Origin of the sequence: Plantibacter sp. ME-Dv--P-122b (assembly GCF_030209375.1) — a bacterium.
Lineage (GTDB): Bacteria > Actinomycetota > Actinomycetes > Actinomycetales > Microbacteriaceae > Plantibacter.
The window spans coordinates 517,041-531,525 of record NZ_JARVSC010000003.1; the positions used below are offsets into that span (position 1 = coordinate 517,041).

General features: G+C 70.0%; 13 protein-coding genes. 8 read left to right on the forward strand and 5 right to left on the reverse strand.

The genetic code is table 11. From position 1 onward, the window contains the following. Position 1: 1 nt before the first annotated feature. A complete protein-coding gene (locus QRN19_RS07130) occupies positions 2–502 on the reverse strand; it encodes a DUF4188 domain-containing protein (protein WP_285026051.1) in 501 nt (166 codons plus the stop codon). 70 nt (positions 503–572) lie between these two features. Between QRN19_RS07130 and QRN19_RS07135 the strand changes: the two genes are divergently transcribed. Next, positions 573–1,205 (forward strand): MerR family transcriptional regulator, encoded by a 633-nt coding sequence (locus QRN19_RS07135; RefSeq protein WP_285026052.1) that lies wholly within the window; start codon positions 573–575, stop codon positions 1,203–1,205. Between the two features lie 19 nt (positions 1,206–1,224). On the opposite strand, the gene QRN19_RS07140 is transcribed toward QRN19_RS07135, so the two are convergent. Beyond that, a complete protein-coding gene (locus tag QRN19_RS07140; RefSeq protein ID WP_285026053.1) occupies positions 1,225–2,142 on the reverse strand; it encodes a carbohydrate kinase family protein in 918 nt (305 codons plus the stop codon). A 37-nt stretch (positions 2,143–2,179) separates the two neighbouring features. Next, positions 2,180–3,220: a LacI family DNA-binding transcriptional regulator gene (locus tag QRN19_RS07145; protein WP_285026054.1), complete on the reverse strand. Its 1,041-nt coding sequence runs from the start codon at positions 3,218–3,220 to the stop codon at positions 2,180–2,182. A 162-nt stretch (positions 3,221–3,382) separates the two neighbouring features. Here QRN19_RS07145 and QRN19_RS07150 point away from each other — a divergent pair, with 162 nt between their 5' ends. The 6 genes from QRN19_RS07150 to QRN19_RS07175 all read left to right on the forward strand — a co-directional run bounded on the left by QRN19_RS07150 (position 3,383) and on the right by QRN19_RS07175 (position 8,783). Further along, positions 3,383–4,765 carry an ABC transporter substrate-binding protein gene (locus QRN19_RS07150; protein ID WP_285026055.1) on the forward strand — a complete coding sequence of 461 codons (1,383 nt, stop codon included), beginning with the start codon at positions 3,383–3,385 and terminating at the stop codon, positions 4,763–4,765. After that, positions 4,765–5,715: a carbohydrate ABC transporter permease gene (locus tag QRN19_RS07155; protein WP_502928054.1), complete on the forward strand. Its 951-nt coding sequence runs from the start codon at positions 4,765–4,767 to the stop codon at positions 5,713–5,715. Before QRN19_RS07150 ends, QRN19_RS07155 begins: the two co-directional genes overlap by 1 nt. An 8-nt stretch (positions 5,716–5,723) precedes the next feature. After that, positions 5,724–6,557 (forward strand): carbohydrate ABC transporter permease, encoded by an 834-nt coding sequence (locus QRN19_RS07160; protein WP_285026056.1) that lies wholly within the window; start codon positions 5,724–5,726, stop codon positions 6,555–6,557. 53 nt (positions 6,558–6,610) lie between these two features. Next, entirely contained in the window at positions 6,611–7,918 is a 1,308-nt protein-coding gene (locus QRN19_RS07165) for a glycoside hydrolase family 32 protein (protein WP_285026057.1), read from the forward strand. A gap of 183 nt (positions 7,919–8,101) precedes the next feature. Further along, positions 8,102–8,362, forward strand: a complete 261-nt coding sequence (locus QRN19_RS07170) for a hypothetical protein (RefSeq protein WP_285026058.1) — start codon at positions 8,102–8,104, stop codon at positions 8,360–8,362. After that, positions 8,337–8,783 carry a DUF8175 domain-containg protein gene (locus QRN19_RS07175; RefSeq protein ID WP_285026059.1) on the forward strand — a complete coding sequence of 149 codons (447 nt, stop codon included), beginning with the start codon at positions 8,337–8,339 and terminating at the stop codon, positions 8,781–8,783. The genes QRN19_RS07170 and QRN19_RS07175 overlap by 26 nt, the downstream gene beginning before the upstream one ends. A 102-nt stretch (positions 8,784–8,885) precedes the next feature. Here the strand turns inward: QRN19_RS07175 and QRN19_RS07180 are convergent, their stop codons facing one another. Both QRN19_RS07180 and QRN19_RS07185 read right to left on the reverse strand, forming a co-directional pair. Further along, entirely contained in the window at positions 8,886–9,722 is an 837-nt protein-coding gene (locus QRN19_RS07180) for an alpha/beta fold hydrolase (protein WP_285026060.1), read from the reverse strand. A 129-nt stretch (positions 9,723–9,851) separates the two neighbouring features. Beyond that, complete coding sequence (locus QRN19_RS07185; RefSeq protein ID WP_285026061.1) at positions 9,852–11,483, reverse strand: helix-turn-helix transcriptional regulator; 1,632 nt, start codon at positions 11,481–11,483, stop codon at positions 9,852–9,854. A gap of 174 nt (positions 11,484–11,657) precedes the next feature. Here QRN19_RS07185 and QRN19_RS07190 point away from each other — a divergent pair, with 174 nt between their 5' ends. After that, the gene (locus tag QRN19_RS07190; protein WP_285026063.1) at positions 11,658–14,429 is read left to right on the forward strand and encodes a CLIPPER-2 domain-containing protein; all 2,772 of its coding nucleotides are present in this window, start codon (positions 11,658–11,660) and stop codon (positions 14,427–14,429) included. Positions 14,430–14,485 lie beyond the last annotated feature (56 nt).

A 14,485-nucleotide genomic window follows, 5' to 3' on the forward strand; every position in this document is an offset into this window, starting at 1 on the left:
GTCAGGCCGACGCCTCCGACGCACCGGTCCGGCCGTCGGCGAACCGCTGGCGCGCGTGCTGCTGCCGCGACCCGACGGGCACCGCCTCGGTCGCCGCAGGCAGCCCCATGGACGGGGTCGACACGTAGATGCTCTCGGCGCGATCGACGAGGAACGTCTCGTGCCAGACGCCGACGGCCTTCGGAGCGGACCGGGCGCGCTTGTTGAAGCGCGACCAGGCAGGCCGATGTGCGGAGGCCGGTGCCGACGCGTAGGCGTAGAGCCGGTCGATCGACGACCAGTACTGGACGAGGTATGGGCCACGGGAACCGAGCAGGAACGTCGAACCGAGGAGCCCGGACTCGGGATCGGACATGAGCTCCTGCAGCATGCGCGGCATGTCGCCGAAGATCGGGAGCCACTTGTCCACCCGCCACCACTGGTTGATGGTCATCCCGATGTGGAACACGACGAGCTCACCCTCGTGACAATGGGTGACTCGGCCGACGACGACGCGTGACATAGACTGCTCCTGTTCGATAGTGACGCTATCCAAGTTGGATAGTAGCACTATCCAGACGAGGGGGGACAGGATGAGGATCTCGGAACTCGCGGCGGTGTCCGAGGTGCCGGTGGCGACCATCAAGTACTACCTGCGCGAGCAACTCCTCCCGGAGGGCGAGCGCACCTCGGCGACCCAGGCGAGCTATGGCGACGCCCACGTGTCGCGGCTGCGTGTGATCCGCGCGCTCCTCACCGCCGGCGTGAGTATCGCGGAGACCCGCAATGTCGTCGCCGCGCTCGATTCGCCGCCGCCGGGCCCGTACGACCTCCTCGGGGTCGCCCACACCGCCGTCACCCCACGCCCGAGCGGTCCGGTCGACACGACCCGCGCCCTGGAGCTCTACGAACGACTCGGCGGGATCGAGGCGCAGTGCGATCCCGGACTCCTCGCCGGCCTGGCCGGGGCCCTGGACACCCTGGAACGAGCCGGCTTCACGGTGCCGCCCGCAGTGCTCGACCGCTACGTCGACGCAGCGCGCCGCATCGCCGAGGCCGAGATCGACGGGATCCCGGCGGACTCCCCCGAGCTCGCGGTGCAGTACATCGTGCTGGGCACCGTGCTCACCGAACCGCTGATCCTCGCCCTTCGTCGGGCAGCCCAGCAGGTGGTGTCATCGGAGCACTTCGCCGGGACGGAAGTCCCGACTCCTCAGCCGTCCTGACGCTCAGGCCCCCAGCGTCTCAGGCGTCGAGTTCCGCCGAGGTGGGCGGGTTCGCCCCCGGCCGCGACACCGTGATGCTCGCGGCCCGCGCGGCGCGGTCGAGCAGCTGCTGCAGCACCTCGTCGGACACCTCACGAAGTCGTTCCGCGGCCCCGGGCCCCGCGATACCGGCGGTCAGCAGTCCGTCGATCAGCGCACCCATGAACGTGTCGCCGGCACCGACGGTGTCGGCCACCTGCACCCGCGGCGTCTCGATCTCGAGCACGGAACCGTCCCTGACGGCTACCGCCCCGTCACCACCCATCGTCACGATCACGAGTCCCGGCCCGGCCGCGACCCACTCTCGGGCGGCGTCGACCGGCGCCACACCGGGCAGGAGGAACGCGACGTCCTCGTCACTCGCCTTCACGACGTGAGCGCGCGCGATGCAGTCGAGCGCCGCCTGACGGACGCGAGCCGCGTCGTCGATGAGGGATGGCCGGATGTTCGGGTCGTAGGTGATGAGCGCCGAGGGACGACGCGCGTCGACCAGCTCGCGCAGGCGGTCGGCACTCGGCTCGAGGACCGAGGCGATCGAGCCGGTGTGGACGACGGCGGCGTCCGGCGCACCCGCCGCATCCAGATCGAGCGAGAGGTCGAACTCGTAGGTGGCCGCCCCCTCGGCGTCGAGGGTCGCCTGCGCCGTGGACGTCCGGCCGATCGGAGCCGACACGAGGGTCACCGTGGACGCGTCGAGCCAGGAGCGGATCGCCGCGCCCCGCTCGTCGTCGCCCACATGGGTCACCAAGGCCGGGGCGCGGCCCAGCCGACCGAGGGTGATCCCGACGTTCGCCGGGCTGCCGCCGGGGCTCTCCGCGTGCGTCCCGTCGAGCCGCCGGACGATGTCGATGAGGGTCTCGCCGGCGATGAGGACGTCGGTCGTGGGGGCTGCGTGCATGGCATCTCTCTCTGCTGGATCCGAGGGTCGGGTGGCGTCAACCGGCGTCGGTCGACACCGCGGCGATGAGCGAGTCGCGCTCGATGATCGGCATGGTGACCAGCTCATGCCCGAGGGCGTGCTGGCCGAGGAGCATCGACGCTCCGAGCGCGCCGATCTCCTGATAGGGCAGCCGCGCGGTGGTGAGGCCAGGACGCAGGTAGCCGGCGAGGATCTCGTCGTCGAACGAGACGACGGAGACGTCCTGCGGGATCCGACGCCCCTGTTCGAGCAGCACCTGGTAGGCACCGAAGGCGACGCCGTCGTTCGCGGCCAGGATGGCCGTGACGTCGGGGTGGCGTTCGAGGAGCGTGGCCGTCGCCTCGTAGCCGGGTTCCGGCTGCCACTCGACGATGTCGACCCGTACCGGTTCGATCCCGGCCTCCGCGAACGCCGCGGCGATGCCCGCGAAGCGCAGTGCCACCGTCGCGGTCTGTCGCGGATCGTTGATGACGTGCTGCGGCAGGTCGCCGACCACGCCGATCCGCCGGTGGCCCGCGTCGACGAGCCGCTTCGCGACCGCATAGCCGGCCGCGCGCTCGTCGGGCAGGACGTTCGCGTGCCCCGAGGAGGACGCTCCGTTGAGGACGACGACGGGGACACCGGTCGAGGTGGCGGGGAGGTCGATGAGGCGGGCGCCGAGGAGGCCGATGAGGATGCCGTCGACCCGGTGGTCGATCATCGTCTCGAAGGCGCGCGCGAGGCCACCCTCGATCCCCTCGGTCTCCGCGATGAGCATCGTGTGGTCGTGGGCCTTCGACACCTCGAGCGCACCGCCGATGAGCCCGGAAGCATGGCGGGTGAGCGTGACCTCGTCGGAGATGAACCCGATCGTCCTGGTCTTCCCGCGGCGCAGCACCTGGGCCGCGGGGTTCGGCCGGTAGTCGAGCTCCGCCGCGGCGGCGCGGACCCGCTCGACGGCGTCCGCGGACAGCCGGGAACCGGGGCGGTCGTTCATGATCATGCTCACCGCGGCCTTGGACATGCCCGCGCGCTCCGCGACGTCCGCGAGGGTCGTGCGGCGGCGTTGCGTGGACATGACACTCCCTCGTGCGGTTTGCTGAATCAGTTCAGCATATCGCGTGGAGCTGTGTTATGTTTCGTCTGCTGAATCCGTTCAGCACCAGAAACAGCACCTCCATTCACGGCTCATCGTCCGCGCCCTGCGAACGGTCTGCCCCGATCTCGCAGGAGCAACAACGTGGTTGATCTGAGTCGCAGGGCGGCACTCGCCCTGCTCGGTCTCGGTCTGGCGGGCACGGCCATCTCCTGGCCGCGCCTCACCGGCGGAGACATCCCCGGCCGAGGTGACGACGCCCTCACCGTCGCCCTCTTCGGCACCGCCCAGGACGCCGCCGCCCGGCAGTCGCTCGTGGACGGCTTCCAGAAGCTGCACCCCGACATCCCCGTCCGGATCATCGCGATCCAGGGCCAGGACTGGGGCAACTTCTTCGCCAAGATCCTCACGATGGTCGCGGCCGGTACCCCGCCGGACATCGTGTCGGTCGCCACGGAGGGCACGCAGCTGTTCGCCGAGCGACTCGCCCACCCGATCGACGAGTACGTGCAGCGCGACGCCGCCGAGCTGCAGGAGTACTTCGACGACGTGAACCCCTCGCTCATCGAGTCGTTCATGTACAAGGGCAACCTGTTCCAACTGCCGGACAACTTCAACGCGGCGAACATGTACTACAACACGTCCGCATTCGAGCGGGCCGGCCTCGAGCGTCCACGCGACGACTGGTCGGTCGACGACTTCTTCGCCGTCGGCCGCACCATGCAGGCCAGCGCCCCCGGATCGTTCCTGCCGTACTTCTGGAACAACCGGCTCTGGGGCGGTGTCGTGCCCTGGTTGTACATCAACGACACGAGCTTCCTCACCGAGGAGAAGGCACCCGGCGGCGACTGGATGTGGTCGCGGTTCTACCCGGACGAGACCCCTCGGGGTGGCGGGTACCTGTGGGAGAACGCCGACGCGTTGAGCGACCGCACCGTCGAGAGCTTCGAGGTCCTGCAGCGCATGGTCTCCGAGGGCATCGCCGCGAACCCCGCCCAGGGCGGCGGCAACGAGCTCGTCTCACTCTTCTCCCGCGGCTCGGTCGGCATGACGCCGGCCGGCGGGTTCTGGGTCAAGGGCCTCAACGACGCCGGCCTCGGTAACGACGAGTACGACGTCACCTACTTTCCGAAGATGCGCGGACAGCGCCACCAGTTCGGCGCCGGCGGCTACGCGATGATGCAGACCTCCGAACGCAAGGACGAGGCGTGGGAGTGGATGAAGTACTGCATCTCCGTCGAGGGCATGTCGATCGCGCACAGCCAGCCCGACTCGTCGCTGCCCCGGCGCTCGCTCAACGCCGAGCTGTACGGCGGTGACATCGGCCCGAAGCACTGGGAGGTCTTCTACGACACCCTCGACCGGTTCCCGACGACCGGCCCGATGCCGGCGCCGCCCCAGCAGGCGGCCGTGGAGTCGGCCCTCATCAAGAACGTGGTCGGCACGATCACGAACGGCCCGAACGGCGTCCGCCGCGGCCTCGAGACGATGCAGCGGGACCTCGAACTCGCACTGAAGGGACGATGATGGCACTGCAGTCACCGACAGCGACCCGGGCACTGGTCGTCCCGCCCGAGGCCAGGACCGGACGGGGCAAGCGTGCTCCTCGCGGCAGCCGGCTGCTCGTCTGGGTGTTCCTCGCCCCGACGCTCATCGGCCTCGGACTCTTCAGCTTCGTCCCGATCATCGGTTCGTTCGTCCTCGCCTTCTTCCGATGGGACATCATCTCGGCACCCGAGTTCGTCGGCGTCGGCAACTTCGTCGACCTCGCGGCCAACCCGACGGTGCGCGTGTCCTTCCTGAACACGGTCGGCTTCGTCGTGGTTGCGGTGACGCTGCAGCTCGCCGTCGCCCTCCTCCTCGCGATCCTCGTGCAGTCGCGCATGCCGGAATGGCTGCGTACCTTCTTCCGCTCCGCGCTGTTCTTCCCGTTGGTGCTGTCGGCCGCGTCCGTGTCGCTCGTGATGTCGTACCTGTTCAACCAGGAGTTCGGCCTCGTCAACGAGTTCCTCGGGCTCTTCGGCGTCGGGAACATCGGCTGGCTGACGACCGGGTTCGGGGCGAAGATCGTCGTCCTCCTCGTCTACGTGTGGCAGAACTTCGGCTTCACCTTCCTGCTCTTCATCGGCGGACTCGCCGCGATCCCACGCGAGGTCTACGAGGCGTCGTCGCTCGACGGCGCGTACGGCTGGAGCCAGTTCCGGAACGTCACCCTGCCCCTCGTGAGCCCCACCATGCTCGTCGCGTCCGTCATGGCCATCATCAGCGCCCTGCAGATCTTCGACCAGCCGTACGTCCTCACGCGAGGTGGGCCGGGAGACGACACCCGTACCGCGGTGATGGTGATCTACGAGTCCGCGTTCCAGCAGCTCGACTTCGGTCTCGCCGCAGCGATCGGCATCGTGCTGACGCTCCTGATCATGCTCGTCACCGCCGCACAGTTCCGGCTGAGCAAGCGTTTCGTCTTCTACGGATGAGGTCCCAGATGTCCATCGCAGCAGTCACCCCCGACTCATCACGCCGCCGACTCGCCACGGCCGGGAAGTTCCTCGTCCTCGTCATCGCCGCGTTCCTCACGCTCGCGCCCGTCGTCTGGACCCTCATCACGGCGCTCACCCCCGCGAACGTCGCCACCGGGCAGACCGAGTTCGGCCCGGGCGCCTTCATCGACGTCTTCCAGAAGATCCCGATCCTCCTCTACACGTGGAACAGCGCGCTGGTGACGCTCCTCATCGCGGCCGGGCAGATGCTCAGTGCGGCGATGGCCGGCTACGTGTTCGCGCGCTTCGACTTCGGCGGCAAGCGCATCCTGTTCGGCCTCATCCTCGCCACGATGATGGTGCCGATGCAGGTGACGATCGTCCCCGTGTTCATGCTCATCCGCGGCATGGGACTCTCCGACACGCTCCTCGCGCTCATCATCCCGATGATCCCGACGGCGTTCGGCACGTTCCTCATGCGGCAGTACTTCATGGGGTTGCCGCCGGAGCTCGCCGAGGCGGCGCAGATCGACGGGGCGGGACCGTGGAAGATCTTCTTCCGCATCTACCTGCCGCTCGCCGCCCCGGGCCTCGCCATCGTCGGCATCCTCGCGTTCAACTACCACTGGAACGAGTTCTTCCGACCACTGATCCTCACGATCAGCGAGCAGAACTTCACCCTCCCGCTCGGGCTCGTGACCCTGCAGGGCAATCTCGGCACCGGGTCGGTCGCGACCGTCCTCGCCGGTGTCGTCCTGTCCATGATCCCGGCTGCGCTGGTCTTCGTCTTCGGCCAGAAGCCGCTGCTCGAAGGGCTCACCGCCGGCGTCAGCAAGTGACCAGCACCACCGCCCTCCCCTCGATCCGACTGATCTCGAACCGAAAGGAAGCCATGACCGGCCTCCACGCAACGCACGTCCTCGACCGCGGCTTCCCGCTGCTGCACCCACGACCCGAGGCCGGGTGGTTGAACGATCCCAACGGCATCATGTTCGTCGACGGTCGCTGGCACGTGTTCTTCCAGTACAACCCGGGGTCGGCCAGGCACGAGGACATCCACTGGGGTCACGTGAGCTCGCCGGACCTGCTCGCCTGGGAGGAGCACCCGGTGGCTCTGGCCCCCCGCCCGGGCACCACCGACGGCTTCGGCTGTTGGAGCGGCGTCGGGGTCGTCGACCAGGGCCGGCCGGCCGTCGTCTACTCAGGCGCGCGTGACCGGCACGGGTTCTCGGAGGTCGTCGTCGTCCACGGCTCGGCGGATGCGCAGGACTGGAGCGGCGAACGCATCGTCGCTGCGGGGCTCCCCGCCGATGAGCGCGTGACGATGGTGCGCGACCCGTTCGTCTTCGAGCTGGGCGGGCGCCGCTGGGCGATCCAGGGCGCCGGCCGCTCCGACGTCGGTGGCGCACTGCTCCTGTACGGCGTCGACGACCTCGACGCCTGGACCGAGGAGGGGTACCTGCTGACGGCCGAGGCGCCGGTCGTCTCGGAGCTCGCTCCGTGCGAAGGGTGGGAGTGCCCCCAGCTCGTTCGCGTCGGCGACGACTGGGTGCTGCTGGTGTCACTGTGGCTCGACGGCCAGCCGCACCGCGGGGTGGCCTGGGTCCTCGGCTCGATGGAGCTCGACGAAGCCAGCGGGCGACCCGTGTTCAGGGCTCGCCGGACCGGCATCGTCGACGAGGGGTCGAGCTTCTACGCGCCGCAGGCCGTCCAGTCCGACGGCTCCGACGGCCAGCCGGAGCGGGTGCTCCTCTGGGGCTGGGCGCAGGAGATCGCCCCCGATGGCGTGCGCGGCCGGACGCAGGCGGACACCGACGAGCACGGTTGGTCGGGCATGCTGACGTTCCCACGCGAGCTCGTGGTCCGCGGCGACGAAGTCGAGCTGATCCCGGCGCGGGAGCTGACGGGACTCCGGGCGGATGTCGTCGATCCGGCAGCGCTTCCCGATCAGGCGGAGGTGCGACTCACGGGTGCAGGCGCGGCCTCCGTCGAGCTGGACGGCTCGGAGACGCAGGCAATCTGGCAGGGCGAGCTGGCCGACGGGGACGAGGTCCGGATCCTCATCGACGCGTCCATCGTCGAGATCCACCACACCGGGCACCCCACCCGCACGTTCCGTGCATACCCGGCTGACGGCGAGCGGTACGCCGTGCGGCACGACGCGACCGTGCGAGCCGAGGCCTGGTCGCTGGCGGTCTGACGGCCTGAGCGACTCCCGAGCGACGCCGCCGGCCGATGCAACCACGCATCGTCCGGCGGCGTCGACGAGGTCTTACCCGACCAGCCCTGAGCCGCATCCACATCAGCCGTCGCGGTCCGAGCAGCTTGCTAGGGTGATCGGAACGGCGGACCGGGGGTCGGGCCGCCGTTCTCGGGGGGAACGATGCGCGGACGCACGAACATGCTCACGATCGGGGTGCTGGCGCTGGCGCTCAGCGGATGTGCCGCCCCGGAGCCGCCCGCACCCGACACCACGCAAACCGTCGACGACACCTCGGTGACCACCGGCGAGAGCGTGTGCGGCGAGCAGACGGTGGAGACCATGAACACTCTCACCTCCGCGCCGACCAACAGGTGGGAGTTCGTCGGGGACATCGCCGTCACCGCCGAGAACAGCGATGGGCGGCCCCTTCGTCGTCCGTGACGGCGAACGGTACTGCTTCGCACACACGGCGTACGGGGCTCTCGCCGCCGCGGTCAACTACACCGCGTTCGCCTCCGAGACCGACCCGGAGGTGCTGGCCGGGCTCATCCCCGTGTTCGTCGCCCCGGGACCGGGTCGCGACGCAGCGGTCGCGGCACCGACCACCCTCGCCAACGGTGCACTCGGATCACCCCAGGTCGCAGGCTTCGCCATCGACGCGTACGACGTCGACGCTGCCACAGTCGACCTCGTCTGGGTCGACGCGGACCAGGGCGGTGCGCTCGTCAGTTCGCCGGTCTCCGTGCAATGGGTCGAGGGCGACTGGAAGGTCGTCCTCGACGATCGTGCGCAGTCACCACTGCCGGCGGCGGTCATCGACTCCATGGACGGCTACCTGCCCTGGTCGGGCGACTCGCGCTGACCGCGACGTCGGGCGGGGTGCCGCGCTCGGAGGCGACGGTCACGACCGTCGGGCGATGGGGCACAGCGCGCCCACCGCCCGACGCTTTACTCGATTCGGCGATTACTTCGCGAGGAACTCCAGGACGGCCCGGTTCCACTCCTCCGCGTGGCTGACGTTGACGCCGTGCGGAGCACCCTCGACGACGTACAGCGTCGACGACGGGATCGCCGCATGCGTCCGCGCACCGGAGCCCTCGAAGGGGACGGTCGCGTCGCTGTCACCGTGGATGACGAGGGTCGGGACCGTGACGTTCGGCAGGTCGTCGCGGAAGTCCGTGTTCGCGAACGACGCCATCGCCTCGAGCGCAGCGGGCTTGAACGCCTGGTGCGCGAGGGCGAGTGCCTCCTGACGCTGCTCCTCCGTGACCTTCAGGTCACCGTCGACCGAGAAGAAGTCGGTCGTGAACTGGTCGTAGAAGGCGTCCTGGTCCGCAGTGAGACCGGCGGTCATCTTCGCGGCCTCGGACACGGGGAGCGGGCCGTCCGGGTTGCCGGGCGTCTGCAGCAGGTAGGGCGGCACGGCGGAGGCGAACACCGCACTGTGGATGCGCTCCGAGCCGTGGCGGGTGAAGTAGCGGGCGACCTCGCCACCACCCATCGAGAACCCGACGAGCGTCACGTCGCGCAGGTCGAGCGCTTCGATGACGGCCTGCAGGTCGTCGGTGAGGCGGTCGTAGCCGTAACCGGTGAGCGGCTTGTCGCTGCGTCCGAAGCCGCGGCGGTCGTAGGTGATGACACGGTAGCCGGCGGCCTCGAAGGCCGGGACCTGTTCCTTCCACGACTCACCTGACAGCGGCCAACCGTGGATGAGCACGACCGGGCGTCCCGTGCCGCCGGTGTCGTCGACGTGCAGCTTCGTGTCCTTCAGCAGGCCGTGGTGTGCGGTGATCTCCGTCATGGCGTTCCTCTCCCGGGCCGCGGGTCGCGGCCTCTCAGACCAGCTTCGGAGGAGGCGGCGCGAGGGGATGGGGGCTTGCAACCGATGCCGGGATGCTCTAGCCGGGCGACTCGACCGCGGCGACCGCCGTCACCGCTCGGTCGGGAGCAGCCCCAACCGCCGGGCGGTGGCCAGCGCGTCCTCGCGGGAGTCGACACCGAGCTTCCGGTAGACGTTCCGGAAGTGGAACTTGACCGTGTTCGCGGACACGTACAGCGCCTGCGCGATGTCCTGACGGGTCCGGCCCCCCGCGGAGAGCTGGAGGATCCGGCGCTCGGTGGCGGTCAGCTCGACGAGCTGCGCGGTCTCCGGGGTCGGCTCGGGACTCGAGGCGAGCGTCCGCTCGATCCGCGCATGGGTCTCGCTGGGCGACACCGTGCCGAGGAGGTGTCGGAGCGGCCTGCGCGGCGCGACCACGAAGGGCGTGAGCATCCCGGTCCGCGCCGTCGTCGCGATCGCCTGCAGGAGATGCCGCCGCCCGTCCTCGTCCGAGTCGTCGGCGAGCGCCGAGGTGATGAGCAGCTCCGTCTGCGCACCGGCGTCGATGTGCTCCTCCGCGAGCCCGGCGGTGGCGAGTTCCCGGGCGAGGGACTTGCGGTCGGTCAGGAGCGCGAGCCGCGAGGCGACCGCCGCGGTGTGGGCGTTCCGGTCACGGCCGTCGAGGAGGACGCTGGCCTCCGTCGGACGGTCGAGGGCGAGGAGGAGTGACGCTTCCACGGCGTCGAGGAGACGCTCCGACCCGGCATGACGCAGGCTGCGACCGGCGAACACACGGGTGCGTTCGATGAGCTGCAGCGCCGCCCGTCGATCGCCCCAGAGGAGTGCGTGCTGCGCTTGCGCGTAGGTGATGAACGGGGCCCAGGACCGCTCGCGGTTGACCTGGAGCTCCAACGTCGCGAGCGCGGTCTCCGCCGCCGCACGGTCGACGCGGGCGATGGCGATCAGCGCCCGGGCGATGGACCCGGACAGTTGGACCAGGGGCACCATCCACCCATGGGCGCCGCCCCCGTCGTCGTGGCGTCCGAGCCAGCGGTCCGCCTCCACGATCTCGCCGCGCACCGCATAGAGCAGGGCGAGCTTGCCGGAGGCGTCACCGCCGTTCCGGCCGTCCCACGACTCGTCCCGGAGTTCGTATGCCTCGCGAAGCACGAGGCTCGCCTCGTGGAGGTCGCCCACGAGCAGTTTCGTGATCCCCACCTGCAGCAGGGCGGTGGGGACGCGGGGAGCGAACTCGGTCGGGCGGTGCACGCGGGCCCGTCGCGCGAGCTCCTCGGTGATCCGCGCGTAGTGCAGCGCCCGCTGGTGCCGGCCGTGCACACGGTAGGCGATCATGAACGCCGTCGATGCGCTCAGGCTGATGCGCGCGAGCTCGGTACGGGCGCGATCTCGGATGTCGTCGGGATGGGTCGGGAGCTGGAACTGCCCCACCGACTGGTCGAGTCCGTCGGTCTCCCCGCGGATGTTGAGTCGGATCTCGCGGACGGCGAAGACGATGGGGTGGTTCGAGAGCACGCGCGCCGGGAGCGCCTGCAGCGCGCGGTCGAGCGTGGCGAGGTCGAGCGCCATGAGGATCCCCCACTCGTACTCGATCACCGAGACGACCGTGTCCCAGTCCTCCTCCTGGATGGCCGTGGTGAGGAGACGGGTGACCGGGGCGACGTCCGTGGGGTGGAGGAACCCCGTCCCCAGGGAGGGAAAATACCTATCCCGACCGATGTGCACGGGTCAACCCTAAGTGACCGCCACCTGTCGGGGAACACCCGGGGCAGGATGCGGGGTGGTCTTTGGCCGATCCGCCCGGACCGCGCGCGGCTTGCCGCTCTACTGATCCTCGGCCCCTCAGCTGGGGCCAGGTTTTCGGCGGGCGCACCGCCGCTTCACGGGGAGGCAACACACATGCAGCAGCACACGGGTCGAAGGAGTCACCGCGCGCGGTGGCGGAACCGGTGGGGGGCACCGTCCGCCGGTCGCGCGACCATGGGGATCATCGGGGTGACCGTCCTGTCGGCGCTGTCGCTCGTCGGGGTCGGGTCGACCGCGCAGGCGCTGCCGGGGACGCCGGGAACGCCGCAGACGGGCTCGGTCGTCTACGCCGAGGACTTCGAGAACGGCGTGACGTCGCCGACGTACATCGAGGACTACGTCGGGGCCGACGGCACGCGGTACACCGCGGACGCCTCCTGGCGCGACCACACCCAGTGCAACGGCAACATCACGAGCTTCGCCTCGTCCGCGGAGCCGCAGTGCCTCGCGGCGTCGGCTTCCGGTGAAGGGCGCACGCGGCAGCTCGCCTGGGCGCTCGGCGGCGACGACGGCGACACGGCCAACCACTCCGTGAGTGCCTGGACCTCGCAGCAGAACCTCACGATGAACCCGCCGAACGCGATCGAGTTCGCGACCGTCGACCCGATCGCGCTCACGAGCGCCGGCCGGTTCCTGACCACCTCGGTAGATCTCGCCGCGGTGTCCTGCAACGCATCGCAGCAGCCCGTCCTCGAGTTCTTCCTCACCGACGACCAGGGTGGCGCTCACTCCGTCGGGGCCATCAACGGCTGTACTGCAGCAGGCTCCCGGTCCGTCACCGCCCCGGCGACCGGTGCGGCAGGGGCTGAGAACGTCCGTGTCGGCACCTACGTCTCACCGGGAGCGGTCCTGCTCCCCGGGGCGACCGTCGGCATCGTCGCCCGCAACCTGACCGGCGGCGGCACGGCCGGCAACGACCACGCCTTCGACAACATCCAGGTGCTCGACGTCTCCCCGCAGTTGGACAAGTCGTTCAGCCCGACGAGTGTCGTCGCCGGTGAGACGTCCACGCTGACGCTCACCATCACGAACACCGACGAGCTCGCCGCCAAGAACGGCTGGTCGTTCACGGACGCGCTGCCCACCGGCCTGACGATCGCCGACAGCGACGCGTCGACCACCTGCCCGTCGGGTGTCGTCACCGCGCCCGAGGGCGGCTCGTCGATCGACGTCACCGGCAACCTCAGCCAGGGCATGACCTCGTGCGCCGTCACCGTCGAGGTCACGTCGCCCGTCGCCGGGACGTTCACGAACGGTCCCGACAACATCACAAGCGTCGGCCTCAACCCGCCGGCCGACGCCACGGTCGAGTTCGTGCCGCAGGCTCCCGCGATCACCGTCGTGAAGTCCGCGTCCCCCGCTGCGGCGGAGTACGCCGTCGGCGACGAGATCACCTACTCCTTCCTCGTCACCAACACCGGGAACGTCCCGCTCACGGACGTCCAGGTCGACGAGGGCGCGTTCACCGGCACCGGAGACCTCTCCGATGTCGTCTGCCCGGCAGGAGCTGCGACGCTCGCACCCGCGGCGGCCATCACCTGCGAAGCGACCTACACGATGACGCAGGCCGACATCGATGCCGGTACCGTCTCCAACTCGGCCACCGCGACCGGGACGCCGCCACAGGGCCAGCCGCCGGTCTCGCCGCCGTCGGAGGTCACCATCCCGGGCGTGGCCCAGGCCCCGGCGCTCACCGTCGCGAAGTCGGCGACGCCGACCACGGTCGCGAACGCCGGCGAGGACGTCACCTACTCGTTCCTCGTCACCAACACCGGCAATGTCACCCTCACCGACGTCCAGGTCATCGAGGGCGACTTCACCGGCACCGGTGAGCTGTCCCAGGTCGTCTGCCCGCCCGCGGCAGGCGCGCTCGCCCCAGCCGCGACCGTCACCTGCGAGGCCACCTACACGGTGACCCAGGCCGACGTCGATGCAGGCTCGATCTCCAACTCCGCGACCGCGACCGGCACCCCGCCGAACGGTGGCACTCCCCCGGTCTCACCGCCGTCGGAGACCACCGTCGCGTTCCCGGCGACCCCCGCCATCACCGTCGTGAAGTCGGCCGATGCGGTGGCCCAGGACGGTCTCGCCGTCGGCCAGGTCGTCACCTACTCCTTCCTCCTCACCAACACCGGGAACGTCACGCTGACGAACCCGACGGTGACGGAAGGGGAGTTCTCGGGCGCCGGCGAGCTGTCCGACGTCGTCTGCCCGGCCGAGCCCGCTTCGCTGGCACCGGGCGCGACGACCACCTGCGAGGCCACCTACACGGTCGTGCAGGCCGACGTCGACGCGGGTCTGATCACGAACTCGGCGACCGCGACGGCGACGCCGCCGAACAGCGTGACCGGTGTGCCGCCGGTCTCGCCGCCGTCCGAGGTCACGATCCCGTCGCCGCCCGTCCCCGGGCTCTCGGTGGTCAAGACGGCCGACGTCGAGCGGGCCACCGCTGCTGGACAGGTCATCACCTACTCTTTCCAGGTGGCGAACACCGGCAACGTCACCCTGCGTGACGTCGCGGTCCAGGAGGGTGACTTCACCGGCACCGGCACGCTCTCGGCGATCACCTGCCCAACGGGCACGGCGCTCCTCGCCCCCGGGCTCCAGATCGTCTGCACCGCGACGTACACGGTCACCCAGGCGGACCTGAACGCGGGCTCGATCCGCAACACCGCGTTCGGGACCGGCGTGACGCCGGGCGGCGAATCGTTCACCTCCGACCCGTCCACGGCCACCGTGAGCACGCCGGGTCCGGTGCTCGCCTCGACCGGAACGACCGTCGCACCACTAATGGTCGGAGCGGCGATCCTGCTGCTGCTCGGTACCGGGCTCGTCATCCGACGCCGCCTCGTCACCGGGCGCTGACCCGGACCCGACCGATGGGGCGGGTCGAGCCTTCGGGCTCGGCCCGCCCCATCGCG

Excerpts from the sequence above, each read along its gene's own strand:
- QRN19_RS07145 (WP_285026054.1), bottom strand. The coding sequence starts at position 3,220 with ATGTCCACGCAACGCCGCCGCACGACCCTCGCGGACGTCGCGGAGCGC.
- QRN19_RS07170 (WP_285026058.1), top strand. The coding sequence starts at position 8,102 with ATGCGCGGACGCACGAACATGCTCACGATCGGGGTGCTGGCGCTGGCG.
- QRN19_RS07180 (WP_285026060.1), bottom strand. The coding sequence starts at position 9,722 with ATGACGGAGATCACCGCACACCACGGCCTGCTGAAGGACACGAAGCTG.
- QRN19_RS07135 (WP_285026052.1), top strand. The coding sequence starts at position 573 with ATGAGGATCTCGGAACTCGCGGCGGTGTCCGAGGTGCCGGTGGCGACC.
- QRN19_RS07130 (WP_285026051.1), bottom strand. The coding sequence starts at position 502 with ATGTCACGCGTCGTCGTCGGCCGAGTCACCCATTGTCACGAGGGTGAG.
- QRN19_RS07175 (WP_285026059.1), top strand. The coding sequence starts at position 8,337 with ATGGGCGGCCCCTTCGTCGTCCGTGACGGCGAACGGTACTGCTTCGCA.
- QRN19_RS07140 (WP_285026053.1), bottom strand. The coding sequence starts at position 2,142 with ATGCACGCAGCCCCCACGACCGACGTCCTCATCGCCGGCGAGACCCTC.
- QRN19_RS07155 (WP_502928054.1), top strand. The coding sequence starts at position 4,765 with ATGGCACTGCAGTCACCGACAGCGACCCGGGCACTGGTCGTCCCGCCC.
- QRN19_RS07190 (WP_285026063.1), top strand. The coding sequence starts at position 11,658 with ATGCAGCAGCACACGGGTCGAAGGAGTCACCGCGCGCGGTGGCGGAAC.
- QRN19_RS07160 (WP_285026056.1), top strand. The coding sequence starts at position 5,724 with ATGTCCATCGCAGCAGTCACCCCCGACTCATCACGCCGCCGACTCGCC.
- QRN19_RS07165 (WP_285026057.1), top strand. The coding sequence starts at position 6,611 with ATGACCGGCCTCCACGCAACGCACGTCCTCGACCGCGGCTTCCCGCTG.